Here is a 25,629-nt window from a genome sequence, read left to right on the forward strand (position 1 = left end):
TGGCTGTGGCTGTGGCTGTGGCTGTGGCTGTGGCTGTGGCTGCGGTGGGGGCGTCGGGCCGGGTGGGTGCGGTGTGGTTCCGCAGGGTCGGGCGCTGCGGCTCGGGGCGCTGTGACGAGAGACGCCGCGGTCGAGGCTACGACTGGGGCGGGCGCCGGTGGGTGGACGGTGCGCTCCGATGCGGCCGGTGGGTGCGCCGGGTGCGTGTCCAGAGCGGTGTGAGGCTGTGGGGCGCGTCGGGCGCCGTGTGGGTGCCGTCCCCGTGAGTGAGCCGTGCGTCCCTGTGCCGGTGGTGCGCCCTCCCGGCCGTGTCGAGGGCCGTCTAGCGTCGTTTTGGTGAGGCCCGAAGGCCTGGAGGTGGCGGCTATGCGGATAGTGCGCTGGGGGGCGACTCTGGGGCTCGGTGCGCTGTGGTGGTGGGGAGTGCTGCGACTCGCTGTCGCGCCGGATGCCGGCGCGGTGGAGGGGGCGGTCGTGGCCGGGGGGTGGGGGCTGAGCCTCCTGCCCGTGCATTGCGTGCCGAAGGGATGCGGGGGAGAGGTGCGGGGCGGACGGCGTGGGGAGCGGGGCGAGGCGTTGGCTGGGGGCGCTCAGGTTCAGAGGGAGCGCGCGCGCAGGGGGGTGTGACACCGTCTTTGGGGGCGGCTTCTCGGGGTCACCACGGCATGGCTACGCCGCCGTTCGGGCGGATGATCTGGCCCGTGGTGAATGACGAGGCGTCGGAGGCGAGATGCAGTACGGCGTGCGCGATGTCGTCGGGGTCGCCGACCCGGCCCAGCGGTGACAGACGGGCCATGAACGACTCGGTCCGTGCCTGTGCCTCACTGTCGTGGCGGTCGGTCATGGGGGTACGGGTCCACCCCGGTGCCACGGCGTTGACCCGGATGCCGTGCGGGCCGACCTCGGTGGCCAGGGTCTTCGTCAGCTGGACCACGGCGGCCTTGGTCACGCCGTAGCAGAGAAGCCCGGGCCCACCGGTGTCCACCGCGCCGGAGGCCATGGTGACGATGCTGCCCCGCGTCCCGCTGGCGATCATGTGGCGGGCCGCCTCCTGGCACGCGTACAGCACGCCCTTGAAGTTGACCCTCCACACCCGGTCGAGGTCCTCGTCCCGAGTCTCCAGCACCGGGCTGCTGTGCATGATCCCGGCGATCGCCGCCATCACATGGAGGCCGCCCTCGCAGGCGGCCACCGCCTGCGTGAGCCGGGCGCGGTCGGTGACGTCGACCTGGTGGATGTGGGCGATGCCGCCCGTCTCCTTGATCAATGTGGCCGTCTCGTGCAGGCCCCGCACGTCGAGGTCCGCGCAGTGCACGGTCGCCCCTGCCTCGGCGAGCAGGACGGCCGAGGCGCGGCCGATGCCACCAGCGGCTCCCGTGACGAACGCGGTGCGGCCGGACAGGTCGTACGCCTTGATGGGCATGCAGTGACCGTACGAGTGTTTCTGACGGGTCGTCAATTAGTGGGGCCGTGACGCCTCAAGCCGTGAGTCGCAAGTCGCAAGCCCTGAGCCGCAAGTCGCAAGCCGCGAGCCGCGAGCCGTGAACCGTAAGCCGCAGGGTGCCGGAGAGCGGGACGGGAGGCGTGGTCAGTTCGGGGTACGGCGCTGGGGGCGGGGGCGGGTCGCTCTGGGGGTGCCCGGGGCCGGGGCCGGGCCCTGTTGGCAGGTGGGGCACCAGTAGGTGGGGCGTTCGCGGGAGCCGTCGCCCTGGTCACCGGCCCGGATGGGGGTGTTGCAGCGCAGACAGGGGCGTGGGGCGCGGCCGTACACGAACAGGTCGTGGAGGCGGAGACCGGTGGTGCTGCGGATCGGGCGGTCACGGTTGGCTTCGAGGAGCTTCTTGGCGAGGGCCGGAAGCAGGGCGGCGCGGTCCTGCGGGAGTGCGCCGACGGGGAGCCACGGGGTGACGCGGAGCAGGAAGCAGAGCTCGCTCTTGTAGACGTTGCCGATGCCGGCGAGATTGCGCTGGTCGAGGAGGGCCTCGCCGAGGGGGCGCGCGGGGTCGTTCTGGAGATTGGCGAGGGCCAGGTCGGGGTCCCAGTCGGGGCCGAGCAGATCGGGGCCGAGGTGGCCGACGGCTCGGTGTTCGTCGGTGGTGCGCAGTAGTTCCAGGACGGGGAGGCGGTAGCCGACGGCCGTGCGGTCGAGGGTGCCCAGGATCGCGCGGATCTGATGCGCCGGGCCGCCGGTCCAGCGTTCGGCGTTTCCGTACACCTTCCAGGAGCCGTCCATCCGCAGGTGCGAGTGCAGTGTGAGACCGCCCTCGATGCGGGTCAGCAGGTGCTTGCCCCGGGGGGTGACGTCGAGGACGGTGCGGCCCGTGAGGTCGGCCGTCGCGTACTTCGGCACGCGGAGGTCGGAGCGGTACAGCACCTTGCCGGCGAGGGCGGCGTGCAGCCGTTTCGCCGTCTGCCAGACGGTGTCACCTTCGGGCATGGGTCAAGGGTGGCATGAGTGAGGGGGTGGGGGCGTTGCGTGGTGGCTCAGGCACGGATGCGTAGGCCGCGGGGGGTCGCGATGAAGCCTGCTCCTTCCAGGAGGGGGCCGTGGGGGGAGGTGAGGGCGGAGGCGCCGTTGACGCGTTCCACGGTGACCGTGCCGAGGGAGCCGGCGCGGGCGGCGGCGGCCAGGGCCTCGGCTGCCGGGCGGAGGCGTGGGTCGTCCTGGGGTCTGGCGTCCGGGTCGGCGGGCCAGGCCAGGAGGGTCTTGCCACCGCGTTCCATGTAGAGGGTGAGCTCGCCGTCGACCAGGACGACCAGCGACCCCGCCTTGCGGCCCGGTTTGTGCCCGGCTTCGGTGGGCGGGTCGGGCCAGGAGAGGGCGGCCCCGTAGGCGTTGGCGGGGTCGGCGGCGGCCAGGACCACGGCTCGGTTGGTGGGGGTGGTGCGGGAGCGGTTCGGTGGGCCGTTCCGGCCTCGGGCACCCGGAGGTCCTTGGAGGCCGTAGCCGCCGTAGCCGCTGTGACCGCTCTTGCCGCCGTAGCCGTCATGGTCGTCATGGCCGTCATGGCCGTCGGACGACGGGAAACCGGAGGGCCAGTTCGGGGGTGGCGTGGACTCGGAGGGGGCCGTCCCGGTGGGGGGCGTCGCGGTCCCGAAGGTTTCGTCCATGGCGGGGGAGGCGTCGTCGGTGAGCCAGTCGGGGAGGTCCAGGTCGCCGGAGCTGGTGGGGGAGCCGGGTGTCGGGGCAGGGGCCTGGGCGTGGCCGTTCGGGTCCATGCCCGGGGCGGTCTCGCCCCTCTCGCGGGCGTTGGCCACCGCGCGCAGACGGTCCACCGCGCCGTCCATGGCGAACTGGGCCGCGCCGAGTCCCTCGACCACGTAGCCGCGGCGGGCCTGGCCGCTCTCCTCGAACACGGACAGGACGCGGTACGCAGCCGAGAACCCGCCCTCGACGCCTTCGGCGGAGACGGCACCCCGGGTGACCACGCCGTGCCGGTCGAGAAGCGTGCGGGCGACGGCGTGGGCGCGGACGGTGGCGTCGGGTTCATGGGCGGGGAGCAGGGACCAGCGGCCCGCGACCGTGGGCGGCCCCGTACGGGACTGGGTGCGTGCCGCGGCGGTCAGGGAGCCGTAGCGGCCTCGCGGGACGGTGCGCTTGGCGCGGTGGGCCGTGGAACCCGCTGTGCGGCCCGAACCGAGCAGGGAGCGCATGGGGGTGAGTGTGTCGTTGGTGAGGCGGCCCGACCAGGCCAGGTCCCAGATGGCGTCGGCCAGTTGGGGATCGGTGGCGTCGGGATGGGTCGTGGCGCGGACCTGGTCGGCGATCTGACGGAAGAACAGGCCGTAGCCGCCGGACAGGGCGTCCAGGACGGACTGGTGGAGTGCGGTCAGCTCCAGCGGGTGCGGGGGCGGGAGGAGCAGCGGGGCCGTGTCCGCCAGGTACAGCGAGACCCAGCCGTCCTTGCCGGGGAGGGCACCCGCGCCCGCCCACACGACCTCTCCCGCGGCCGTCAGCTCGTCGAGCATCGCGGGGGTGTACTGGGCGACCCGGGACGGCAGGACCAGCTTCTCCAGGGCGGACGCGGGCACGGAGGCGCCCTGCAACTGTTCGACCGCCCGCACCAGGCCGTCGATGCCGCGCAGCCCGTGTCCGCCGCCCACGTGCTGCCACTGGGGCAGGAACTGGGCGAGCGCGGCGGGCGGAACCGGCTCCAGTTCGTGCCGCAACGCGGCGAGGGAACGGCGGCGCAGTCGGCGCAGCACGGCCGCGTCGCACCATTCCTGGCCGATGCCCGCCGGGTGGAACTCGCCCTGCACGACCCGGCCGTTCGCGGCGAGCCGGTGCAGGGCGCCTTCCGTGACGGCCACACCGAGGCCGAACCGGGCGGCCGCCGTGGCCGAGGTGAACGGGCCATGAGTGCGCGCGTACCGGGCGAGGAGGTCGCCGAGCGGGTCCTTGACCGGTTCGGTGAACGCCTCCGGCACACCGACGGGCAGAGCCGTGCCGAGCGCGTCCCGCAGGCGGCCGGCGTCCTCGATCGCGGCCCAGTGGTCGGTGCCCGCGATCCGGACCCGGATGGCACGCCGGGCCCCGGCCAGCTCCCGCGCCCACTGCGGCTCCGCACCTCGCTCCGCCAACTCGGCGTCCTGCAGCGGCCCGAGCAGACGGAGCAGATCCGCGACGCCCTCCACGTCCTTGACCCGCCGGTCCTCCGTGAGCCACTGGAGCTCCTGCTCCAGCTCGGTCAGCACCTCGGCGTCGAGCAGCTCGCGCAACTCCGCCTGGCCCAGCAGCTCCGCCAGCAGTCGCGAGTCCAGCGACAGGGCGGCGGCGCGGCGCTCGGCGAGCGGCGAGTCGCCCTCGTACAGGAACTGGGCCACATAGCCGAAGAGGAGCGAGCGGGCGAACGGCGACGGCTCCGGGGTGGTGACCTCGACGAGGCGGACCTTGCGGGACTCGATGTCACCCATCAGTTCGGCGAGACCGGGCACGTCGAAGACGTCCTGGAGGCATTCACGGACCGCTTCCAGGACGATCGGGAACGAGCCGAACTCGCTCGCCACCTGGAGCAGCTGGGCCGCCCGCTGCCGCTGCTGCCACAGCGGGGTGCGCCTGCCGGGGTTGCGGCGGGGCAGCAGGAGCGCGCGGGCGGCGCACTCGCGGAAGCGCGACGCGAACAGTGCCGAGCCGCCCACCTGGTCGGTGACGATCTGGTCGACCTCGCCCTTGTCGAAGGCGACATCCCCCGCGCCGACCGGCGCCTGCTCGGCGTCGTACTCCGTGCCGGCCTTCGTGGGCTCCATGTCGAGGAGGTCCAGGCCCATGAGGTCGGCGTCCGGCAGCCGCAGCACGATGCCGTCGTCGGCGTGCATGACCTGGGCGTCCATGCCGTACCGCTCGGACAGGCGGGCCCCGAGGGCGAGTGCCCACGGCGCGTGGACCTGGGCTCCGAAGGGCGAGTGGACGACGACCCGCCAGTCGCCCAGTTCGTCCCGGAAGCGCTCGACGACGATCGTGCGGTCGTCCGGGACATGGCCGCACGCCTCGCGTTGCTCGGCGAGGTAGGAGAGGACGTTGTCCGCGGCCCAGGCGTCGAGGCCGGCGGCCAGCATGCGCAGGCGGGCGTCCTCCTGGGACAGGGAGCCCACCTCGCGCAGGAACGCGCCCACCGCGCGGCCCAGTTCGAGCGGGCGGCCGAGCTGGTCGCCCTTCCAGAACGGCAGACGGCCCGGAACACCCGGTGCGGGGGAGACCAGAACCCGGTCGCGTGTGATGTCCTCGATACGCCACGAGCTGGTGCCCAGCGTGAAGACGTCGCCGACGCGCGACTCGTACACCATCTCCTCGTCCAGCTCCCCGACCCGGCCGCCGCCCTTCTTGGGGTCGGAGCCGGCGAGGAAGACCCCGAAGAGGCCGCGGTCCGGGATGGTGCCCCCGGAGGTGACCGCGAGGCGCTGGGCGCCGGGGCGGCCGGTGACGGTGCCGGTGACCCGGTCCCACACCACGCGCGGGCGCAGTTCCGCGAAGGCGTCGGACGGATAGCGGCCGGCGAGCATGTCGAGGACCGCCGTGAACGCCGACTCGGGGAGCGAGGCGAAGGGCGCGGCCCGCCGGACCATGGCGAGCAGGTCGTCGACCTGCCAGGTGTCCATCGACGTCATGGCGACGAGCTGCTGCGCCAGCACGTCCAGGGGATTGCCCGGAACCCTCAGGGATTCGATGGAACCGGTGCGCATCCGCTCCGTGACCACGGCCGCCTGCACCAGGTCACCGCGGTACTTGGGGAAGACCACGCCCGTGGAAACCGCTCCCACCTGGTGTCCCGCGCGTCCCACACGCTGCAGCCCGGACGCGACCGACGGCGGCGACTCCACCTGGACCACGAGGTCCACGGCACCCATGTCGATGCCCAGTTCGAGACTGGACGTGGCGACCACGGCCGGCAGCCGACCCGCCTTGAGGTCCTCCTCGACCAGGGCACGCTGTTCCTTGGAGACCGAGCCGTGGTGGGCGCGGGCGAGGACCGGGGGAGCTCCCTGAGCGGCACCTGATCCGCCCATCAGCTCGGCCGGGGCGTGGTGTTCGTCCAAGGGCTCACCGGTGGCCCGCTCGTACGCGATCTCGTTCAGCCGGTTGCACAGGCGCTCCGCGAGACGGCGGGAGTTGGCGAACACGATCGTGGAGCGGTGCGCCTGGACCAGGTCGGCGATCCGCTCCTCGACATGGGGCCAGATCGACGGGCGTTCCGCCCCCTCGTTGCCGTCCGCCACCGGGGAGCCGCCCAGCTCGCCCAGATCCTCGACCGGGACGACCACGGAGAGGTCGAACTCCTTGCCGGACGGGGGTTGGACGATCTCCACCCTGCGGCGCGGGGAGAGATAGCGCGCCACCTCGTCGACGGGACGCACGGTGGCGGACAGGCCGATGCGGCGCGCGGGCTTCGGCAACAGCTCGTCGAGCCGCTCCAGGGAGAGCGCGAGATGCGCGCCGCGCTTGGTGCCCGCGACCGCGTGCACCTCGTCGAGGATCACCGTCTCCACGCCCGTCAGCGCGTCGCGCGTGGCCGACGTCAGCATGAGGAACAGCGACTCGGGGGTGGTGATGAGGATGTCGGGCGGACGGGTGGCCAGGGCACGGCGCTCGGCGGCCGGGGTGTCGCCCGAGCGGATGCCCACCTTCACCTCGGGCTCGGGCAGGCCCAGGCGGACGGACTCCTGGCGGATACCGGTCAGCGGACTGCGCAGGTTCCGCTCCACGTCCACCGCGAGGGCCTTCAGCGGTGACACGTACAGCACCCGGCAGCGCTGCCTCGGGTCCGCCGGGGGCGGGGTCGACGTCAGCTGGTCCAACGCGGCGAGGAACGCGGCCAGCGTCTTGCCGGAGCCGGTCGGGGCGACCACCAGCACGTCCGAGCCCTCGCCGATCGCCCGCCACGCCCCGGCCTGGGCCGCGGTGGGCGCGGAGAAGGCCCCCGTGAACCAGCCGCGGGTCGCGGGGGAGAAGCCGTCGAGGGCTCGATCTGCGGAGCTGACCATGCCCCCATCCTGCACCCGCCCACTGACAACGGCCGTGACCTGCGGAGACGGCGGCCCGGCAGGGCGGGTGAACGGTGTCGGCCGGGCGCGGGGCGAAGGGACGAGGGGGCGAAGGGGCGAAGGGGTCAGGGGACGAAGAGGCGAGGGGGTGACGAGGTGAGTGATTCCCTGTTCACCTCGTGAGCGGGCCGGGCCGCCCCCCCCCCGCCTGACCTGCACATGTCGACAGGGGCCGGTCGTCGAAGGACGCAGAATGGAGGCATGGCGGGTTCGACGGAGCGGGCACGGCACTGGCACTACGAGGAGCTGCCCGGTGTCGACCTGCTGCGGGCCAGATACGTGCAAAAGAGGTTCGTCCGGCACACCCACGAGAACTTCGTGATCGCCGCCATCGCCGACGGGGTCGATGTCTTCCATCACGGCGGTGCCGACCGGTACGCGGGCCCGGGCATGCTGGCCCTGGTCAACCCCGACACCCCCCACACGGGCCGGGCGGGCGGACCCGAGGGCTGGCGGTACGGCGCGGTCTACCCGTCGCCGGACGTCGTGGCCGAGATAGCCGCCGAGACCACCGTGATCCGCGGCACCCCTGGCTTCACCAGCCCCGTACTCTTCGATCCCTACGCCGTCGGTCTGGTCCACCAGGTGCTGCGGGCCGCCGACGAGGGCAACGCGCTCGTCGCCGACACCCTGCTCCGCGTCGCCGTGACCCGGCTGCTGCGCCTCAACGGCGGCCCACTGCCCCGCCGTACCGCCCGCGCTGCCGGTTCCTCGGCGGCGGCACGCGCGCGTGCGGTGCTCCAGGAGCGGATGGCCGACCCGCCCACCTTGGAGCGACTCGCCGCGGATCTCGGCACCAGCCCGTTCGCCCTCCTGCGGGCCTTCCGCGCCGCGTACGGCATGCCCCCGCACACCTGGCTGACCGACGCCCGCGTCCGTCGGGCCAGGGCCTTGTTGGACGCGGGCACGGCCCCCGCCGAGGCGGCCGTCGCCGTCGGCTTCACGGACCAGCCGCACCTCAACCGTCACTTCAGCCGGATCGTGGGCGTCCCCCCGGGCGCGTACCAGCGGGAACGCAGAGGCGGCCCCGACGACCTGCGGGGACGCAACGAGGGCAGGGCACACGGGCGCGGTGGGGAACCCAAGGACGTTAGGGAACACAAGGGCGACAGGAGCACCGGACACGACCGGGAGACCCAGCGCGGCGGACGCGGGCGCAAGAACGTACAAGATTCCTGAGTGCTGATGGTCCTACCGTCCGAGGTGTGGCAGAACAGACAGCTTTCGCGGGCACGCACGACACAGGGGGCGTCAAGCCCGATCGGGCCGTGGTCCGGGACGCCCTGGCGGTCGGGGTCGCCGTCGGACTGTCCGGGTTCGCCTTCGGGGTGACCTCGGCCGGCAGCGGGCTCAGCCTGCCGCAGACCTGTGCGTTGAGCCTTCTGGTGTTCACCGGTGCCTCCCAGTTCGCCCTGGTGGGCGCGCTCGCGGCCGGTGGCAATCCGTTCACGGCGGCGGCCGGGGCCTTCTTCCTGGGGGTGCGCAACGCGTTCTACGGGCTGCGTCTGTCTCAGTTGCTGGCCCTCCCGCGCGCGGTGCGGCCGTTCGCCGCGCAGTGGGTGATCGACGAGACCACGGTCGTCGCGCTCGCCCAGCCCACGCGCCGGGCCGCCCGGATCGGCTTCACCGTCACCGGTCTGAGCCTGTATCTGCTGTGGAACCTCACCACGCTCCTCGGCGCGCTCGGCGCGGAGGCCATCGGCGACACCGAGGCATGGGGGCTGGACGCGGCCGGGCCCGCCGTCTTCCTGGCGCTCCTCGCGCCCATGCTCAAGACCACCAGGGAAAGGGCCGTGGCCGGCGTCGCGGTCCTCCTCGGCCTGGGGCTGCTGCCCGTCCTGCCCGCAGGGGTGCCGGTGCTCGTGGCCGCGGCGGCCGCTCCCCTCGTCCTCTGGGCGGAGGGGCGCCGCAAGACCGGCGACCGGGCGACCGGCAACCGTGCGACCGGCGACCGTGCGGTGAACGACTCACACGACCCCCACGATCCGCAGCGCGACCAGTACGGCCCACAGGAGGAGGACCGATGAACGTCTGGATCGCGATCGCCGTGACCGCCGTCGGCTGCTACGCCGTCAAGCTCATCGGTCTGCTGGTCCCCGAGGGCGTCCTGGAACGCCCGCTCGTCCAACGCCTGGCCGCCCTCCTCCCCGTCGCGCTGCTCGCCGCCCTCACGGCGCAGCAGACCTTCGCCGACGGGCGTGCGCTCGTGCTGGACGCGAGGGCAGCGGGAGTCGCCGCGGCCGCCGTCGCGCTCCTCCTGCGCGCGCCCTTCCTGCTCGTGGTGGCAGCGGCGGTGATCGTGACGGCGGGGGTGCGGGCGATCACAGGCTGAGAGACAGAGGTACGCGTGCGCGTACGCGCGTGTACACGGGCATGGCCGTACGCGCGCGTACGTTCATGCCCGCACCCCTCAGCCGATCGACCGCTCGTACGCGCGCAGGGTGCGCAGTGCCTCGATCGTCACGATCGGGCGGCTCTCCAGGGCGGTTCCCGGGGCCCACTGGCGCCAGCGGATCGGCCACCCGCCGTCTTCGCGCTGCTCGCTCCCCAGGAAGTCGAGCGAACGGGACATCTCCTCGTCGGTGAACCACGCGCGCGCGAGCGACTCCGGCGTACGCGCGAAGTCGAACGGGAAATGGTGCTCGCCCGGCGCATAACCGGATGCCACGGGATACGCCTCCAGCTTCCCGGGATCAAGCACGGCCAGCCGCTGTTCGCGCACCAGCCGGCCGAGCCGGTCGGCGGCCGCCTGCGCGCGCGGACGGTCCGGCACGGAATCCAGGAACGCCACGGCGGCCTGGACCTCGTACGGGTGCGACTTCTCCAGCGTCTCGACCGCGTGCCAGCAGAAGTCGGTCGCCCGGAACAGCCACGCGTGCCACACCTGGTTGCGGTGCAGCAAGCCCACAACGGGCCCGGTGGCCAGCAGCTCACTGGGCGGGGTGTCGACGATCGGCACGAACGGGGCCGCCGGATATCCGCGCTGACCGGGATGCACGGCGGGCAGGGCGCCGTCCGGGTTCGACACCGACGTCAGATAGCGGCACACGCGCTCCACCAGCTGTCCTGCGCACCGCCCGATCGAGTCCAGGACCCGCAGCGCGTGCCCGGTGTGCAGGGGCTGGCTCACCGGCCCACGCAGATCGGGTTCGAGCGCGTGCCCGTACCCTTCGTCGGCGGTGCGGTAGGCGGCCAGCGCGGTCTCCACCGCGTCGGCGCTCCCGTCCAGGAAGTGGTACGCGAAGCGGCGCTGCTCCAGTACCCGCGCGGTCAGCCAGACGAACTGCTCGGCGCGGGCGAGCGGGGTGTGCGCCGGGGGCGATGAGGGGCGGGGGGATGCTCCGGGTTCGGCCATGCGTCAGACCGTAGGGCGGAAAGCGGTATCGGCAGGCCGTCCTGGCCCGGCCCACCCCCTGGGGCGGGATACTGGAGTCATGCGGTTGACGGTCTTCTGGCAGCGGATGGCGGAACACTTCGGTGAGGGGTACGCCGAAACCTTCGCGCGCGATCATGTGATGTCCGAACTCGGTGGGCGGACGGTGCACGAGGCGCTGGACTCCGGCTGGGAGGCCAAGGACGTGTGGCGCGTGGTGTGCACGACGATGGGCGTTCCGGCCGAGAACCGCTGAAAAGCTGCCGTATCGGTCGCGTGCTCGTCGCCTCGGGGCCGGAAGGTGCAGGGGGGCGGGGGCCGATTGTCGGTGGTGTGGGCGAGACTTGTTCCGTGGCCCCATCAGACGAGACCGCGCAGGTCGAGCCCCAGGCATCCCCCTCCGGTACGGCGCCGCCCACCGGGCCCCCGGTCGGCACCAGGCCGAGTTCGGGCATGCCGCGCTGGCTGCCGCGCGCCATGGTGCTCGCGCTGTCGCTGGTCGCCGTCTTCCAACTGGGCAGTTGGGCGTTCCACCAGCTCATCGGGTTGTTGGTCAACATCCTCATCGCGTTCTTCCTGGCCCTCGCGATCGAGCCCGCGGTCAGCTGGATGGCCTCGAAGGGGCTGCGCAGGGGCTTTGCCACCTTCCTCGTCTTCCTGTTCACACTGATCGCGGTCGCGGGCTTCGTCACCCTCCTCGGCTCGATGCTCGCCGGCCAGATCGTCAAGATGGTCGAGGACTTCCCGGCCTACCTCGACTCGGTCATCAGCTGGATCAACACCACCTTCCACACCGAGCTGAGGCGCGTCGACATCCAGGAGGGGCTGCTCCGCTCCGACTGGCTGAAGAGGTACGTCCAGAACAGCGCCACCGGCGTCCTGGACATCTCCGCGCAGGTCCTCGGCGGCCTCTTCCAGCTGCTGACGATCGGCCTGTTCTCGTTCTACTTCGCGGCCGACGGCCCCCGCCTGCGGCGCGCCCTGTGCTCCGTGCTGCCGCCCGCCAAGCAGGCCGAGGTGCTGCGCGCGTGGGAGATCGCCGTCGACAAGACCGGCGGCTACCTGTACTCCCGCGGTCTGATGGCCATGATTTCCGGCATAGCCCATTACGTCCTGCTGGAGTACCTGAACGTGCCCTACGCCCCCGCCCTCGCGGTCTGGGTGGGCCTGGTCTCCCAGTTCATCCCCACGATCGGCACCTACCTCGCGGGCGCCCTGCCGATGCTGATCGCCTTCACGGTCAACCCCTGGTACGCGCTGTGGGTCCTGGTCTTCGTGGTCATCTACCAGCAGTTCGAGAACTACGTGCTGCAGCCCAAGCTGACCGCCAAGACCGTGGACATCCACCCGGCCGTCGCCTTCGGATCGGTCGTCGCGGGCACCGCGCTCCTCGGCGCCGTCGGCGCGCTCATCGCCATCCCCGCCGTCGCCACCCTCCAGGCGTTCCTCGGGGCGTACGTGAAGCGGTACGCCGTCACGGACGACCCGCGCGTCCACGGCCACCGCAGAGGCGGCTCCGGAAGCCTCCTCGCCCGTCTCCGGAACCGGCCACGCACGGAGCGGGGCGAGGACGGCTCCGGAAGCGACGTCCTCACGCGCGTGCGTGAGCGGCTGGAGCACAAGTGGGGCACGAAGCGGCCGTCGGACGACGCCACGCAGGAGGAGGCCTGGCCGCAAGGGAAGGCCGAGCCGCAGGAGGGAGACGGTCCCCAGGACGAGGGCGGTCCCGAGGGGGAGGACGGTTCGCGGGGGCCGCGCCGTGACACGGGCCCCTAGGGAAGCACCGGGTCCGAAGGCAGCACTCCGAGGGACTGACGCCCGGGCGGCCTGGCTCCGCCCCCTTCGCGGGCGCGGCGGCCGGCTCGGGTGCCCGGCCATGGTCGTGGCCATCGCCATCGCCGACGAACTGAATCCCCCCTTCCGGAAGACCCTGGGGGACCGCGTGGTGCGCTTGACACCAAAATCGAACATCCATTCTTATGGAGGCTCCGGCGAGCCTCTCGACGGGGAGTTCGACAGGGTTTGGGTGGAGAAGTACCCGAGTTATCCACAGGCCGGACGGGCGTCGGGGCCCATTGTCAGTGGCAGGCGTTAGCGTCTTTCACGTGAAGCGATCGACTCAAGCAAATCGGGTGGAACCCATGGCAGGAACCGACCGCGAGAAGGCGCTCGACGCCGCGCTCGCACAGATTGAACGACAATTCGGCAAGGGCGCGGTCATGCGCATGGGCGAGCGGTCGCAGGAGCCCATCGAGGTCATCCCGACCGGGTCGACCGCGCTGGACGTGGCCCTCGGTGTCGGCGGCCTGCCGCGTGGCCGAGTGGTGGAGATCTACGGCCCCGAGTCCTCCGGTAAGACGACCCTGACCCTCCACGCGGTGGCGAACGCACAGAAGGCCGGCGGCCAGGTCGCGTTCGTGGACGCCGAGCATGCCCTCGACCCCGAGTACGCGAAGAAGCTCGGCGTCGACATCGACAACCTGATCCTGTCGCAGCCGGACAACGGCGAGCAGGCCCTGGAGATCGTGGACATGCTGGTCCGCTCCGGTGCCCTCGACCTCATCGTCATCGACTCCGTCGCCGCGCTCGTCCCGCGCGCGGAGATCGAGGGCGAGATGGGCGACAGCCACGTGGGTCTGCAGGCCCGACTGATGAGCCAGGCCCTGCGGAAGATCACCAGCGCGCTCAACCAGTCCAAGACCACCGCCATCTTCATCAACCAGCTCCGCGAGAAGATCGGCGTGATGTTCGGCTCGCCGGAGACCACGACCGGTGGCCGCGCGCTGAAGTTCTACGCCTCGGTGCGTATCGACATCCGCCGCATCGAGACCCTGAAGGACGGCACGGAGGCGGTCGGCAACCGCACCCGCTGCAAGGTCGTCAAGAACAAGGTCGCGCCGCCCTTCAAGCAGGCCGAGTTCGACATCCTCTACGGCCAGGGCATCAGCCGCGAGGGCGGTCTGATCGACATGGGCGTGGAGCACGGCTTCGTCCGCAAGGCCGGCGCCTGGTACACGTACGAGGGCGACCAGCTCGGCCAGGGCAAGGAGAACGCCCGCAACTTCCTCAAGGACAACCCCGACCTCGCCAACGAGATCGAGAAGAAGATCAAGGTGAAGCTGGGCGTCGGTGTACGGCCCGAGGAACCCGCCGCGGAACCGAGTGCGGACGCCGCGGCCGCCGCAGCACCCGCCGACGACGCGAAGGCGGTGCCGGCCCCCGCTGCCAAGACCGCCAAGACCAAGGCCGCGGCGGCCAAGAGCTAGTCCGTGACACGCAGAATGGACTGGGGCGACTACGCATACCCCAGTGCCCCTGAGAGCCGGGGGCGTGGGGGTACCGGGGGATCCGCCGCAGAGGAGTTCGGACCGTACGCCGGCGACGCCGACGAGGAACATGTCGCCGGCCCCCCGGAGGAGGGCGGAACCTCCGGGGGCGGCGCGCCGCGCGGTGGCCGTGGCCGTGGTGGCGGTAACCGTGGCGGCGGTGTCTCACCGGACAGCGCGGTCGGCGAGACACGTGGCCGACGAGGCCGCGGGGGGCGACGGCGCGGCTTCGGGGAGTCGGCCGGCGATCCCTATGACGACGGGGGGCCACAGGACGGGGGTTCGTCTTTCTCGTCGAGGGCCGAGAAAGGGGAGTCCTCAGGGGACCCGGCTGAGCGGGCACGGGCGATCTGCCTGCGCCTGCTCACCGGGACCCCGCGGACCCGCAAGCAACTCGCCGACGCCCTGCGCAAGCGCGAGATACCCGACGACGTGGCGGACGAGGTGCTGTCCCGGTTCGAGGAGGTCGGGCTGATCAACGACAGCGCGTTCGCGGACGCCTGGGTGGAGTCCCGCCACCATGGCCGGGGCCTGGCCCGGCGGGCCCTCGCCCGGGAGCTGCGCACCAAGGGCGTCGACTCCGCCCTCATCGACGAGGCCGTCGCCCAGCTCGACTCCGACCAGGAGGAGGCCACCGCGCGCGAGCTCGTGGCCCGCAAGCTGCGCTCCACCCGGGGCCTCGACCGTGACAAACGCCTCCGCCGCCTGGCGGGCATGCTCGCCCGTAAGGGCTACCCCGAGGGGATGGCCCTCCGGGTGGTCCGACAGGCGCTTGAGGAGGAGGGCGAGGACACGGAGGGGCTGGAGGAGGAGTACTGAGCGAGGGCGGCCGGTGATCGCTCAGCACCTGGGGCCGCGGGCGCTCACTGCCAGTCCTCCGGGCGTTCGACGTGCTCGAGACGCAGCACCTGGCCCGTGCGGCTGTAGCGGCGGATGCGGGGCAGAGGCGGGTAGTAGGCGTGCACCGAGATGGCGTGCTCCTCGGCGGACTCGTTGAGCACCTCGTGCACATGATGGCGGCCGAAGGAACGGCCCTTGCCGCTGGGCAACCGGCGTTCGCGGTCGACACCATCGGTGAGTTCGAGGGTCTTCCAGCCGTCGGTGGGCAGCCGGGCGGCGAGGGAGTACTCCTTCAGCTCACCCGCGGCGGTGACGAACGCGCCCACTGATTCGGCGTGATCGTGCCAGCCGGTTCCGGAGCCGGGCGGCCACCCGATGAGCCACGCCTCGCTACCTCCGGGCCCTTCGAGCCGCACCCAGGTGCGCCCTTCGGGATCGAGCGGAAGCGAGGCGACCAGCTCGGCGTCGGCAGCGGCCCGGCGCGCGAAGTCGAGCAGCTCGGCCTGCGTGGGAGCGGAGGAACCTGGAACAGGGGAGGTGCTGGAGGCGGACGTCGCGGAGGCAGAGGGCACAGAGGAAGAGACAGCGGGAGACACAGACACGGGGACCGTCCTGGCGAATGGTTCGCGGGAACGCACGCCGGCACAACGGCGGCGCGCGCGGGGAAGAGAGATGCGAATCAGCAGGACGGACGACACACGCAGCCCGCGTAGCGGACGAGGTCCATGTGGACCCTCCGCCACAGGCGCGTAGAGGTGTCGGTCACGGTCCGGAGTACACCACGACCGTGCGGACCGGTCAACCGACCGTCACTATGTGGACACACAGTGACGGTCGTCACGCGAGAAGCGGCCTGACACGAGCCTGCACCGGCCCCCCGGCGTAATTGGCGCACCGGCTCAACGCGATGCCGCGGTCGCCTCCGTGGACTCGGGCTGCTGCTTCGCCCCGCCCAGGGCCGCCTCCGCCGCGGTATACAGATCGGCTGGGCGTACGCCGTTCAGGGCTGTGACGAGGTGGCCGTCGGGGCGTACGAGGAGCACGGTGTGGGCGGCCGCGCCCGGGTAGCTCTCGGCCACCAGTAGCTCGGCGGAGTGCGGCAGGGCGGACACCGCCGCCGCGAGCCGGGGCATGATCCCGGCGCTCACCCAGTGCTTGCGCTCCCACACCCCGGTACCCGGCGCGATCAGCACCACCAGTAGAGCCCCCCGTCCCAGCCGGTCCCGCAGCGGTACGAACGTGCCGTCCTCGGCGGTCACCTGGACATCGACGACCTGCGCACCCGGAAGCGTGTCGATGGGGGCCTCGGAGGCGGTGGGCGGAGCCATGAGCGGCGAGTCGGTGTACGCCCCCGGCGCGCCCAGCGGGCCGCGCCCCAGGTGTCCGTCGGCGAGCAGCGCGTCGTGGCCCCGGCCCGAACCGGGGACGTAGGAGCGCAGCCCCTTGCCGCCGCGCAGCAGGGGCAACGCCTGGTCGGCGGCGCGCAGCCGGGCGGCGACGACCGCGCGGCGCTCCGCCTGGTAACTGTTGAGGAGTGCCTCGTGCGGGCCGTGGTGCCATGCCAGTGCCAGTTTCCAGGCGAGGTTGTCGGCGTCGCGCAGCCCTTCGTCGAGGCCCTGGGTACCGAGCGCGCCGAGCAGATGGGCGGCGTCCCCGGCGAGGAAGACCCGACCGACGCGCCACCGCCGGGCGAGCCGGTGGTGAACGGTGTGCACACCGGTGTCCAACAGGTCGTACGGCGGTGTGGCGCCCCCCGACCAGCCCGCGAGGGTCTCCCGGACGCGGGTCACGAGGAGTTCGGGGGTGACGAGATCCTTGCCCGGCGGCAACAGCCAGTCCAGGCGCCAGACCCCGTCGTCGAGCGGCCGGGCGGTGACCTCACCGCCGGAGGGACCCGACGTCCGCCAGGGCGGCATACGGTGCAGCAACGCTTCGCCCGGCCAGGGGAGTTCCACGCGCAGTGCCGCCACGGCATGCCGCTCCACGGCCGTACGGCCCGGGAAGCGGATGTCCTGGAGCTTGCGCACGGTGGAACGCGGTCCGTCGCACCCCACCAGGTAACTGCCCCGCCACCAGGTGCTCTTGGGCCCGCGCGTATGAGCCGTGACCCCGGACGCCTCCTGCTCGATGGCGTCCACACGGCTTTCCACAGCGATCTTGACGAGCCGTTCCTCGGCGATCGCGTCGCGCAGCGCGGTGGTCAGGACGTGCTGCGGGATGTGGAGCGGGGGGAGGCCGGCGGAGCCCTCGACGGTGTCCTCGGCGGCGCCGCGGGGGCCCCTCGCCGCGTCCCGGGCGGAGCCGTCCGGCTCGTCGGGGCCGATCTCCCCGAACCGGACCTGACGCACCGTCTGCTTGCGCCGCATGGACCGCCATCCGGTCCAGCGATATCCCCCTTCCGTGAGGGGGACGCCGGACAATCGTTCCAGCAGAGCGGCCGTGTCCTCCTGCAGCACGACCGTTCGCGCGAGCCGCTGCTCGTCCTTGCCCGGCCCCTCGTCGAGGACCACGGAGGGCACTTCCTGACGAGCCAACGCCAGAGCGAGCGCAAGCCCCACGGGCCCCGCCCCGACAATGATCACCGGGTCCACGGCGCGGCGCCCCCTGCCCGCAGCGGCGTCCCGGAGGACGTAGGTGAACAAGAAGTTGGAGCAGGGTGCACGATCACAGAACGTATGCAACCCATTGCCGGTGCTTGCGTCAAGTGACGGCGAAGTGGGGAGGGGCGAGGTGTACTCGGATCGCTCAGGGCCGTCGGCCTGTGGTGATGCGTCGACGCCCGCCCGGGAGCGGGAGGCCGGACGTCGTCGCCTCCCGTCTCGGACGTGAGGGGAGGCAGTGGCTGTTCATGCCACTGCCTCCCCTCGTCCCGACTCGGGTGGCATCCGGAGCGGATGTCACCTGATCAAGCGTCAGGTGTCCTTCTTGTCGACGTAGGTGCCGAGGCCGGGAAGGCCGCCGCCTTCCCCGCCGGTGGCCGTCGTGCCACCGACAGCGGCGGCCGGGATGACCGCACCGGTCGACTTCTTGCCTCGCCGCAGCCGCTGCTCCAGCCAGCCGGCGAAGCTGGTGATGATGAAGTTCAGGATGATGTAGATGATCGCGACGACGACGAAGCTGGGAACGGGATTGGCGTAGACAGCCGCCAGCGTCGCGCGTCCGCTGAGCAGTTCGGTGAACCCGATCATCACGCCGCCGAGCGCGGTGTCCTTCACGATGACCACGAGCTGGCTGACGATGGCCGGCAGCATCACCGTGACGGCCTGCGGCAGCAGGATGGAGGACATCGTCTGGCCCTTGCGCAGACCGATCGCCTGGGCGGCCTCCGTCTGGCCCTTGGGGAGGGCGAGGATACCGGCGCGCACGACTTCGGCGAGGACCGAGGCGTTGTACAGCACCAGACCGGTGACGACCGCGTAGAACCGCCTTTGATCGGTGGTGACTTCAAACGAACGAGCGATGACCTCGTTGGCGAACAGCATCAGCAGCAGGACCGGGATGGCCCGGAAGAACTCGACCACCGCACCGGCCGGGATGCGGACCCACACGTGGTCGGAGAGGCGCGCGATGCCGAAGAGCGCACCGAGGGGCAGGGCGATCACGATGGAGAGCCCCATGGCCTTGAGCGTGTTGGCGAGACCGGGCAGCAGGTACGTCGTCCAGGCCTGGGAGGTGAAGAACGGCTCCCACAGCTTCCACTCCAGCTGGTTCTTGCTGTCCAGCGCCCGCCAGAGCCACCACGCGAGGAGGGCCAGCAGTACGACGAAGACCACGGTGAGGATGACGTTGCGCCGTTTGGCCCGGGGGCCGGGGGCGTCGTAGAGAACGGAACTCATCGCTTCACCGCCAGTCGCTTGCTCAGCCAGCCGAGGAACAGGCCGGTGGGCAGGGTCAGTACCACGAACCCGAAGGCGAAGATCGCGCCGATGAGCAGCGTCTGTGCCTCCTTCTCGATCATGCCCTTCATGAGGTAGGCGGCCTCCGCGACGCCGATCGCGGCCGCCACGGTCGTGTTCTTGGTCAGCGCGATCAGTACGTTGGCCAGCGGTCCGATGACGGCCCGGAACGCCTGCGGCAGCACGATGAGGCCGAGGACCTGGGTGAAACTCAGTCCGATGGCGCGAGCCGCCTCCGCCTGGCCGACGGGCACGGTGTTGATGCCCGAGCGCAGCGCCTCGCAGACGAATGCCGCTGTGTAGGCCACGAAACCGAGAATGGCGAGCCGAAAGGCCGTGGCCTTGACGTCGTTGCCCGCGCCCATCGTGACCCGGAAGATGTCGGCGAGGCCGAGCGAGGTGAAGACGATGATGACGGTCAGCGGGATGTTCCGCACGACGTTCACGTAGACGGTGCCGAAGCCGCGCATCAGGGGGACGGGGCTGACGCGCATCGCGGCCAGCAGGGTTCCCCAGACCAGGGAGCCGATGGCTGAGAAGACGGTGAGTTTGACCGTCATCCAGAACGCACCCAAGAAGGTTGGGTCGTTGTAGTTTGAAAGGAAGTCGAACACTGTCTCCCGCGCTTCCGGGTGTGTGGCGTACGTGGCAGGCGCGGCGCGCCGCCGCCCTCACCGAGCCTTGCGGCGGGCGGCGGCGCGCTTGCGGATCTCGGCGCTGCTCGCGGATATCCGCTTACTGGACGATGTTGCCGATCTTCGGGGCGGGCTCGTTCTTGTAGTTGGCCGGGCCGAAGTTCTCCTTGACCGCGGTCTCCCAGGCGCCGTCGCTGACCATCTTCTCCAGGGCGGCGTTGATCTTGTCCACGGTCGCGGTGTCGCCCTTCTTGACACCGATGCCGTAGTTCTCGTTGCTGAGCTTCAGGCCCGCGAGCTTGAACTGACCCTTGTAGTTCTCCTGGGCGGCGAAGCCCGCGAGGATCGAGTCGTCGGTGGTGACCGCGTCCACGGCACCGCTCTGCAGACCGGCGATGCACTCCGAGTAGCCGCCGTACTCCTTCAGCTGGGCCTTCGGAGCGATGTCCTTCTTGACGTTCTCCGCCGAGGTGGAACCGGTCACCGAGCAGAGCGTCTTGCCGTTGAGGTCCGTACCCTTGGCGATCTTCGAGTCAGCCTTGACCAGCAGGTCCTGGTGGGCCAGCAGGTAGGGACCGGCGAAGTCGACGAGCTTCTTGCGCTCGTCGTTGATCGAGTACGTCGCCGCGATGAACTTGACGTCGCCGCGGGCCAGCGCGTTCTCGCGGTCGGCGCTCTTGGTCTCGACGAACTCGATCTGGTTCGGCTTGTAGCCGAGCTCCTTGGCTACGTAGGTGGCCACGTCCACGTCGAAGCCGGAGAACGTGCCGTCGGGCTCCTTCAGGCCGAGACCGGGCTGGTCGTACTTGATGCCGATCTTGATCGTCTTGCCGCCGCCCGAACCGCCGTCCGAACCGTTGTCGTCCTTGTCGCCGCCGCCGCAGGCGGTGGCCGTCAGGGCGAGGACGAGGGCGGTGGCCGCTGCGGCGGAGACCTTGCGAAGCTTCATGGTGAACATCCTTTGACTGGTGAAGATGCGGACCGTCGTGGTGCGGGTGCCTGTGGCCGGGACCGGCCTCGTCGGGCGGTCAGTGGTGCAGGATCTTGGAAAGGAAGTCCTTGGCCCGGTCGCTGCGGGGGTTGCTGAAGAACTGGTCCGGCACAGCCTCTTCGACGATTCGGCCGTCCGCCATGAACACCACCCGGTTGGCGGCCGAACGGGCGAAGCCCATCTCGTGGGTGACCACGACCATGGTCATGCCGTCGCGGGCGAGCTGCTGCATGACCTCCAGGACCTCGTTGATCATCTCGGGGTCGAGGGCCGAGGTCGGCTCGTCGAACAGCATGACCTTCGGGTCCATCGCCAGTGCCCGGGCGATCGCCACGCGCTGCTGCTGACCACCGGAGAGCTGCGCGGGGTACTTGTCCGCCTGCGTGCCCACACCGACCCGGTCGAGCAGGGTCCGCGCCTTCTCCTCGGCCTGCTTCTTGTCGGTCTTGCGGACCTTGAGCTGTCCCAGCATCACGTTCTCGAGCACGGTCTTGTGCGCGAAGAGATTGAAAGACTGGAACACCATGCCGACGTCGGCCCGCAGTCGCGCGAGCGCCTTGCCCTCGGCGGGCAGCGGCTTGCCGTCGATCAGAATGTCGCCGGAGTCGATCGACTCCAGCCGGTTGATGGTGCGGCACAGGGTGGACTTACCGGACCCGGAGGGTCCGATCACCACGACGACCTCGCCCCTGGTGATCGTCAGATCGATGTCCTGGAGTACGTGCAACGCGCCGAAGTGCTTGTTGACGCTCTTCAGGACGACCAGGTCGTCGGCCGCGGGCACCGCGTCCTTGACCACCGAAACTTCGGTCATCGCTTTCTGGCTCCGTCCTCCTCGGTTTCGGAGGACAGTAGTGACCGGCGACGACCAGCGTCATTACATCTGAGGGGAAATTGAGCATAACGATCTGGTAGCAGTCGGACACTGCGCGTAGCGGACCCGCGCGGGGGTCTTTCGGCTGGGTAACGGAACCCTCGCGGAACCTGTACGGCCTTGACGGCGTCCTCAGTCATTGGTGTCACTGCCCAGGTGGGCGGGCCACGGCAGCCGGGTCCCCGCTTGCGTTCCCGTCATACCCCTGAGCGTGCGGAAACCCGACGCGGGACCTGGGTGCGCGTAAGGTGTGCCAGCCGAGACCGTATGTACGACCGAACGTACGCCCGACAAACGTATGCCCGATCGAACCGGAGGGGGCCGGAATGAGGCTGCTCCTCGTCGAGGACGACAACCACGTCGCGGCCGCGCTGTCTGCGGTCCTGGCCAGGCACGGCTTCGACGTCACCCATGCCCGCAGCGGCGAGGAGGCCCTCCAGGCACTCGTCCCGGAAGGCGCTGGCTTCGGCGTCGTCCTGCTCGACCTCGGCCTGCCCGACCAGGACGGCTACGAGGTCTGCGGCAAGATCCGCAAGCGCACCAGCATCCCCGTGATCATGGTGACCGCCCGCTCCGACGTGCGCTCCCGCATCCACGGCCTCAACCTCGGGGCCGACGACTACGTGGTCAAGCCGTACGACACCGGCGAACTGCTCGCGCGTATCCACGCCGTCGCCCGGCGCCGCGTCCCCGACGAGTCCGCCACCCCCGGCGACACCGGGCTGCGCCTCGGACCCGTGATCATCGAACTGCCCACCCGGCAGGTAAGTGTGGACGGCGCGGTCGTCCAGCTGACCCGCAAGGAGTTCGATCTCCTCGCGTTGCTGGCCCAGCGCCCGGGCGTCGTGTTCCGCCGGGAACAGATCATCAGCGAGGTGTGGCGGACCAGCTGGGAGGGGACCGGACGCACCCTCGAAGTACACGTCGCCTCGCTGCGGTCGAAGCTGCGCATGCCCGCCCTGATCGAGACCGTGCGCGGGGTCGGCTACCGGCTGGTGACCCCGACGCCGTAGCGTTCCCGCGTGCGCACTCGTCTTCTTCCGCTGCTCATCGTCCTGATGGCCGCCGTGCTGCTGGCCCTCGGCATCCCGTTGGCGGTGAGCCTGGCGGCGGCGCGCCAACAGGAGGTCGTCGTCGACCGCATCGACGACACCGCGCGCTTCGCGGCCCTCGCCCAGTTCGTCACCGAGTCCCCGACCCGGTCCCGGACGGACGACCTCTCGGGCGACGGCCGCCGGGACACCCTCCAGCGGGAGCTGGCGCAGTACCACAGCGTGTACGGGATCAAGGCCGGCGTCTTCTACCGCGACGACAAGCGGGGCCCCATGGCCAACGCCCCCGTCGGCTGGGACGTGCCCGAGTCCGGTGAGGGCAAGGACGCGTTCGACGAGGCGCTGCTGGGGCGGCGCCCGCACGACCCGGAGCAGGTGTGGCCGTGGCAGCGCGGTCGTCTCGTGGTCGCCTCCCCGGTCATCCACGACGGTGATGTCGTCGCCGTCGTCGTCACCGACTCGCCCACCGGCCAGATGCGCTCCAAGATCCTGCGCGGCTGGCTGATCATCGGCGCCGGCGAGATCGCCGCGATGCTCCTCGCCCTCGGCGCCGCCCTGCGGCTGACGGGCTGGGTCCTCAAGCCCGTGCGCGTCCTCGACACCACCACCCACGCCATCGCCTCCGGACGGCTGAAGTCACGGGTCGCCGTCGCCAGCGGACCGCCCGAACTCAGGCGCCTCGCACGGTCGTTCAACGAGATGGCCGACAACGTCGAGGACGTCCTGGAACAGCAGCGCGCCTTCGTCGCCGACGCCTCCCATCAACTGCGCAACCCGCTCGCCGCGCTGCTGCTGCGCATCGACCTGCTGGCCCTGGAACTGCCCGAGGGCAATGAGGAGATCGCGTCCGTCCGCACCGAGGGCAAGCGCCTCGCGCAGGTCCTCGACGATCTGCTCGACCTCGCGCTCGCCGAGCACGCCGAGTCCGATCTCCGGCTCACCGACGTGGGGGAGCTGACCGCGGAGCGGGTCGCCTCCTGGTCACCGCTCGCCGAGGACAAGGGCGTGACGCTGGTCGGCACCTGCCCGGCCACCACGGCCTGGGTCGACCCGGTCGCCCTGTCCAGCGCGCTGGACGCGGTGATCGACAACGCGCTCAAGTTCACGCCCGCCGGGGAGCGCGTCGAGGTCGAGGTCGCCCCGAACGGACCGGACTGCACGGTCGTCGTCACCGACGGAGGCCCCGGCCTCAGCGACGAGGAGCTGGAGCGCGTCGGCGACCGCTTCTGGCGCAGCACCGCGCACCAGAACATCAAGGGCTCGGGCCTCGGGCTCTCCATCTCCCGGGCCCTGATAGCCGCGGGCGGCGGCTCCATCGCGTACGCCCACCACAAGCCGCACGGCCTCAGGGTGACGGTGACGGTGCCGAGGACCCGCCCGCAGAACTGACCGGCCCGGCAGGGGCCCCTCGACCGGCGGCTACGGCTTGACGGACTGGTAGTACTGTGCCGCGCCCTCGTGCAGCGGCAGCGGGTCCGTGTAGATCGCCGTGCGCAGGTCCACCAGCTGGGCCGCGTGGACCTTCTTGCCGATCCTGTCCCGGCTCTTGATGACCATGCGGGTCAGCCACTGGGTCAGCCGGGGGTCCATGTCCTCACGGGTGATCAGCAGGTTCGCCACGGTGATCGTGGGCACGGTGGAGCCCCTGAGGATGGTCGGGTAGGCGTCGGCCGGCATCACGGACGCGCGGTAGTGGCTGTAGACGGAGCCCTGTTCGTGCAGCTTCGCCACGAGGTCGCTCTCGATCGGCACGAAGCGGAAGTCGTAGTGGTACTTCTTCGCCAGGTCGGTGATGCCCTTCGTGGGCAGCCCGCCCGACCAGAAGAAGGCGTCGAGCCTGCCCTCGCGCAGGGCGTCGGGGCCCGTGCGGATGGTGTCGCTGCGCGCGTCGATGTCCTTGTCGATGTCCAGTCCGTCGGCGGAGAGCACGCGCCCGGCTATCAGCCGTACCCCCGAGCCCTGGGGTCCGACGGCGACCCGCTTGCCCTTCAGGTCGGCGACCCGCTGGACGGTCGAGGTGGCGGGGACGATCAGCTGCACATAGTCGTCGTACAGCCGGGCGAGGCCGCGCAGCTTGTCGGCACCGGGCTTCCCCTGGTCCACATAGGTCTGCACGGCGTCGGCGGCGGCGATGGCGAAGTCGCTCTCCCCGGTGGCGACGCGGGTGACGTTCGTCTGGGACCCGTTGCTGTCCTCCAGATCGATCCTCAGGTCGGGCATGTCCCCGCCGACCGAGTCCCGCAGCAGCTTGCCGTACTCCTGGTAGACGCCCTGCGGGGCTCCCGTACTGAGGGTGATCGTCCCGCTCGGGGGCGTCTCGCGCGGCCAGAGCCACCACGCCAGCAGCCCGAGGACCACCAACGAGGCCGCCGAGCCCAGTAGCGCGCGACGCCCGCCGATGCGGGGGAATACCTGGACCATGCGCGAGATCCTGCCAGGTCACCGGACGGGCGGCCAGGATCGGGACCATCCGGTGCGAGCTCGTGACACGGGGGGTGATGCGAGCGCGCCCCCGAGGACCACCTCGCGCGGGCCGCCCAGCCCTGTGACACCGGGGCCGGGCGTCGTTACGGCGGCGCCGACGTGCGGAGCCGGACGGGTATGACCAGTCGCCGATGGTGGCCCGGGTGCCGGACGTGCGGAGGCGTCGGCCGGTGGTCGGTAGGGTCGGCGGATGAGTTCCTCTCCCGCCCGTCTCGTCCGTGAGTTCCATCGCGCCTTCGGGCTCGATGTCCGTACCGAGCCGACCGAGGTCTCACCCGAGCTGGCCGCGCACCGCGGCGAACTGCTGGCGGAGGAGGCGGCCGAGGTCGCCGAGGTGGCGGTCGGCGGCCCGCTCGACCGGCTGGCGCACGAACTCGCCGACGTCGTGTACGTGGCGTACGGCACCGCCCTCGTCCACGGCATCGACCTCGACGCGGTGATCGCCGAGATCCACCGCTCCAACATGACCAAGCTGGGCCCCGACGGCCGCGTCGCCCGCCGCGCCGACGGCAAGGTCCTCAAGGGCGACCACTACCGGGCGCCCGACGTCGCCGCCGTCCTGCGTGAGCAGGGCTGGACCGGCTGAGACGGGCGTGCACGGGGTGAGGGGCGGGACGTA

The 25,629-nt window shown here is 71.2% G+C and carries 22 protein-coding genes; 10 read left to right on the forward strand and 12 right to left on the reverse strand.

Going from position 1 to position 25,629, the window contains the following annotated elements:
• Positions 1-655: 655 nt before the first annotated feature.
• The 3 genes from SMA5143A_RS00070 to SMA5143A_RS00080 all read right to left on the reverse strand — a co-directional run bounded on the left by SMA5143A_RS00070 (position 656) and on the right by SMA5143A_RS00080 (position 7,479).
• Positions 656-1,423 (reverse strand): SDR family NAD(P)-dependent oxidoreductase, encoded by a 768-nt coding sequence (locus tag SMA5143A_RS00070; protein ID WP_107460752.1) that lies wholly within the window; start codon positions 1,421-1,423, stop codon positions 656-658.
• Between the two features lie 165 nt (positions 1,424-1,588).
• Positions 1,589-2,437 (reverse strand): DNA-formamidopyrimidine glycosylase family protein, encoded by an 849-nt coding sequence (locus SMA5143A_RS00075; protein ID WP_107460753.1) that lies wholly within the window; start codon positions 2,435-2,437, stop codon positions 1,589-1,591.
• Positions 2,438-2,484: 47 nt separating this feature from the next.
• Positions 2,485-7,479, reverse strand: a complete 4,995-nt coding sequence (locus SMA5143A_RS00080) for an ATP-dependent helicase (RefSeq protein ID WP_107460754.1) — start codon at positions 7,477-7,479, stop codon at positions 2,485-2,487.
• Positions 7,480-7,740: 261 nt separating this feature from the next.
• Between SMA5143A_RS00080 and SMA5143A_RS00085 the strand changes: the two genes are divergently transcribed.
• From SMA5143A_RS00085 to SMA5143A_RS00095, 3 genes are read left to right on the forward strand one after another with little or no spacing between them, the layout of a single operon-like run.
• On the forward strand, positions 7,741-8,718 hold the full coding sequence (locus SMA5143A_RS00085) for an AraC family transcriptional regulator (protein WP_107460755.1): 978 nt from the start codon (positions 7,741-7,743) through the stop codon (positions 8,716-8,718).
• A gap of 26 nt (positions 8,719-8,744) precedes the next feature.
• Positions 8,745-9,566 carry an AzlC family ABC transporter permease gene (locus SMA5143A_RS00090; protein WP_258193178.1) on the forward strand — a complete coding sequence of 274 codons (822 nt, stop codon included), beginning with the start codon at positions 8,745-8,747 and terminating at the stop codon, positions 9,564-9,566.
• Positions 9,563-9,871: an AzlD domain-containing protein gene (locus SMA5143A_RS00095; protein ID WP_099968168.1), complete on the forward strand. Its 309-nt coding sequence runs from the start codon at positions 9,563-9,565 to the stop codon at positions 9,869-9,871. The genes SMA5143A_RS00090 and SMA5143A_RS00095 overlap by 4 nt, the downstream gene beginning before the upstream one ends.
• A gap of 78 nt (positions 9,872-9,949) precedes the next feature.
• On the opposite strand, the gene SMA5143A_RS00100 is transcribed toward SMA5143A_RS00095, so the two are convergent.
• Positions 9,950-10,894, reverse strand: coding sequence for a hypothetical protein (locus tag SMA5143A_RS00100; protein ID WP_107460756.1), 945 nt, complete (start codon positions 10,892-10,894; stop codon positions 9,950-9,952).
• A 79-nt stretch (positions 10,895-10,973) separates the two neighbouring features.
• On the opposite strand from SMA5143A_RS00100, the gene SMA5143A_RS00105 reads away from it, so the two are divergent.
• The 4 genes from SMA5143A_RS00105 to recX all read left to right on the forward strand — a co-directional run bounded on the left by SMA5143A_RS00105 (position 10,974) and on the right by recX (position 15,057).
• On the forward strand, positions 10,974-11,168 hold the full coding sequence (locus SMA5143A_RS00105; RefSeq protein WP_107460757.1) for a DUF3046 domain-containing protein: 195 nt from the start codon (positions 10,974-10,976) through the stop codon (positions 11,166-11,168).
• 197 nt (positions 11,169-11,365) lie between these two features.
• A complete protein-coding gene (locus SMA5143A_RS00110; RefSeq protein ID WP_107460758.1) occupies positions 11,366-12,688 on the forward strand; it encodes an AI-2E family transporter in 1,323 nt (440 codons plus the stop codon).
• A gap of 365 nt (positions 12,689-13,053) precedes the next feature.
• Positions 13,054-14,178 carry a recombinase RecA gene (recA, locus tag SMA5143A_RS00115; protein ID WP_107460759.1) on the forward strand — a complete coding sequence of 375 codons (1,125 nt, stop codon included), beginning with the start codon at positions 13,054-13,056 and terminating at the stop codon, positions 14,176-14,178.
• A gap of 3 nt (positions 14,179-14,181) precedes the next feature.
• Positions 14,182-15,057 (forward strand): recombination regulator RecX, encoded by an 876-nt coding sequence (gene recX / locus SMA5143A_RS00120; RefSeq protein ID WP_107460760.1) that lies wholly within the window; start codon positions 14,182-14,184, stop codon positions 15,055-15,057.
• Between the two features lie 44 nt (positions 15,058-15,101).
• Here the strand turns inward: recX and SMA5143A_RS00125 are convergent, their stop codons facing one another.
• The 7 genes from SMA5143A_RS00125 to SMA5143A_RS00150 all read right to left on the reverse strand — a co-directional run bounded on the left by SMA5143A_RS00125 (position 15,102) and on the right by SMA5143A_RS00150 (position 21,414).
• On the reverse strand, positions 15,102-15,650 hold the full coding sequence (locus SMA5143A_RS00125) for a cysteine dioxygenase (protein WP_107460761.1): 549 nt from the start codon (positions 15,648-15,650) through the stop codon (positions 15,102-15,104).
• A gap of 107 nt (positions 15,651-15,757) precedes the next feature.
• On the reverse strand, positions 15,758-15,805 hold the full coding sequence (locus SMA5143A_RS44655) for a hypothetical protein (RefSeq protein ID WP_309506048.1): 48 nt from the start codon (positions 15,803-15,805) through the stop codon (positions 15,758-15,760).
• Positions 15,806-15,977: 172 nt separating this feature from the next.
• Positions 15,978-17,669 (reverse strand): FAD-dependent monooxygenase, encoded by a 1,692-nt coding sequence (locus SMA5143A_RS00130; RefSeq protein WP_107460762.1) that lies wholly within the window; start codon positions 17,667-17,669, stop codon positions 15,978-15,980.
• Positions 17,670-17,990: 321 nt separating this feature from the next.
• Positions 17,991-18,914 carry an amino acid ABC transporter permease gene (locus tag SMA5143A_RS00135; protein ID WP_107460763.1) on the reverse strand — a complete coding sequence of 308 codons (924 nt, stop codon included), beginning with the start codon at positions 18,912-18,914 and terminating at the stop codon, positions 17,991-17,993.
• Positions 18,911-19,588 carry an amino acid ABC transporter permease gene (locus tag SMA5143A_RS00140; RefSeq protein ID WP_107460764.1) on the reverse strand — a complete coding sequence of 226 codons (678 nt, stop codon included), beginning with the start codon at positions 19,586-19,588 and terminating at the stop codon, positions 18,911-18,913. The genes SMA5143A_RS00135 and SMA5143A_RS00140 overlap by 4 nt, the downstream gene beginning before the upstream one ends.
• A 121-nt stretch (positions 19,589-19,709) precedes the next feature.
• A complete protein-coding gene (locus tag SMA5143A_RS00145) occupies positions 19,710-20,558 on the reverse strand; it encodes a glutamate ABC transporter substrate-binding protein (protein WP_181361655.1) in 849 nt (282 codons plus the stop codon).
• Between the two features lie 79 nt (positions 20,559-20,637).
• The gene (locus SMA5143A_RS00150; RefSeq protein WP_107460766.1) at positions 20,638-21,414 is read right to left on the reverse strand and encodes an amino acid ABC transporter ATP-binding protein; all 777 of its coding nucleotides are present in this window, start codon (positions 21,412-21,414) and stop codon (positions 20,638-20,640) included.
• Positions 21,415-21,800: 386 nt separating this feature from the next.
• Here SMA5143A_RS00150 and SMA5143A_RS00155 point away from each other — a divergent pair, with 386 nt between their 5' ends.
• Positions 21,801-22,487, forward strand: coding sequence for a response regulator transcription factor (locus SMA5143A_RS00155; RefSeq protein ID WP_107460767.1), 687 nt, complete (start codon positions 21,801-21,803; stop codon positions 22,485-22,487).
• Between the two features lie 9 nt (positions 22,488-22,496).
• Positions 22,497-23,915: a sensor histidine kinase gene (locus SMA5143A_RS00160; RefSeq protein ID WP_107460768.1), complete on the forward strand. Its 1,419-nt coding sequence runs from the start codon at positions 22,497-22,499 to the stop codon at positions 23,913-23,915.
• A gap of 30 nt (positions 23,916-23,945) precedes the next feature.
• Here the strand turns inward: SMA5143A_RS00160 and SMA5143A_RS00165 are convergent, their stop codons facing one another.
• Positions 23,946-24,947, reverse strand: coding sequence for a TAXI family TRAP transporter solute-binding subunit (locus tag SMA5143A_RS00165; protein WP_107460769.1), 1,002 nt, complete (start codon positions 24,945-24,947; stop codon positions 23,946-23,948).
• Between the two features lie 253 nt (positions 24,948-25,200).
• Here SMA5143A_RS00165 and SMA5143A_RS00170 point away from each other — a divergent pair, with 253 nt between their 5' ends.
• Positions 25,201-25,596 carry a MazG nucleotide pyrophosphohydrolase domain-containing protein gene (locus tag SMA5143A_RS00170; protein ID WP_107460770.1) on the forward strand — a complete coding sequence of 132 codons (396 nt, stop codon included), beginning with the start codon at positions 25,201-25,203 and terminating at the stop codon, positions 25,594-25,596.
• Positions 25,597-25,629: the final 33 nt, after the last annotated feature.

It is taken from the genome of Streptomyces sp. MA5143a (genome assembly GCF_900290235.1).
In the GTDB taxonomy this organism is placed as follows: domain Bacteria; phylum Actinomycetota; class Actinomycetes; order Streptomycetales; family Streptomycetaceae; genus Streptomyces.

Excerpts from the sequence above, each read along its gene's own strand:
- SMA5143A_RS00070 (WP_107460752.1), bottom strand. The coding sequence starts at position 1,423 with ATGCCCATCAAGGCGTACGACCTGTCCGGCCGCACCGCGTTCGTCACG.
- SMA5143A_RS00075 (WP_107460753.1), bottom strand. The coding sequence starts at position 2,437 with ATGCCCGAAGGTGACACCGTCTGGCAGACGGCGAAACGGCTGCACGCC.
- SMA5143A_RS00080 (WP_107460754.1), bottom strand. The coding sequence starts at position 7,479 with ATGGTCAGCTCCGCAGATCGAGCCCTCGACGGCTTCTCCCCCGCGACC.
- SMA5143A_RS00085 (WP_107460755.1), top strand. The coding sequence starts at position 7,741 with ATGGCGGGTTCGACGGAGCGGGCACGGCACTGGCACTACGAGGAGCTG.
- SMA5143A_RS00095 (WP_099968168.1), top strand. The coding sequence starts at position 9,563 with ATGAACGTCTGGATCGCGATCGCCGTGACCGCCGTCGGCTGCTACGCC.
- SMA5143A_RS00100 (WP_107460756.1), bottom strand. The coding sequence starts at position 10,894 with ATGGCCGAACCCGGAGCATCCCCCCGCCCCTCATCGCCCCCGGCGCAC.
- SMA5143A_RS00105 (WP_107460757.1), top strand. The coding sequence starts at position 10,974 with ATGCGGTTGACGGTCTTCTGGCAGCGGATGGCGGAACACTTCGGTGAG.
- SMA5143A_RS00110 (WP_107460758.1), top strand. The coding sequence starts at position 11,366 with ATGCCGCGCTGGCTGCCGCGCGCCATGGTGCTCGCGCTGTCGCTGGTC.
- recA (WP_107460759.1), top strand. The coding sequence starts at position 13,054 with ATGGCAGGAACCGACCGCGAGAAGGCGCTCGACGCCGCGCTCGCACAG.
- SMA5143A_RS00135 (WP_107460763.1), bottom strand. The coding sequence starts at position 18,914 with ATGAGTTCCGTTCTCTACGACGCCCCCGGCCCCCGGGCCAAACGGCGC.
- SMA5143A_RS00145 (WP_181361655.1), bottom strand. The coding sequence starts at position 20,558 with ATGAAGCTTCGCAAGGTCTCCGCCGCAGCGGCCACCGCCCTCGTCCTC.
- SMA5143A_RS00150 (WP_107460766.1), bottom strand. The coding sequence starts at position 21,414 with ATGACCGAAGTTTCGGTGGTCAAGGACGCGGTGCCCGCGGCCGACGAC.
- SMA5143A_RS00155 (WP_107460767.1), top strand. The coding sequence starts at position 21,801 with ATGAGGCTGCTCCTCGTCGAGGACGACAACCACGTCGCGGCCGCGCTG.
- SMA5143A_RS00165 (WP_107460769.1), bottom strand. The coding sequence starts at position 24,947 with ATGGTCCAGGTATTCCCCCGCATCGGCGGGCGTCGCGCGCTACTGGGC.
- SMA5143A_RS00170 (WP_107460770.1), top strand. The coding sequence starts at position 25,201 with ATGAGTTCCTCTCCCGCCCGTCTCGTCCGTGAGTTCCATCGCGCCTTC.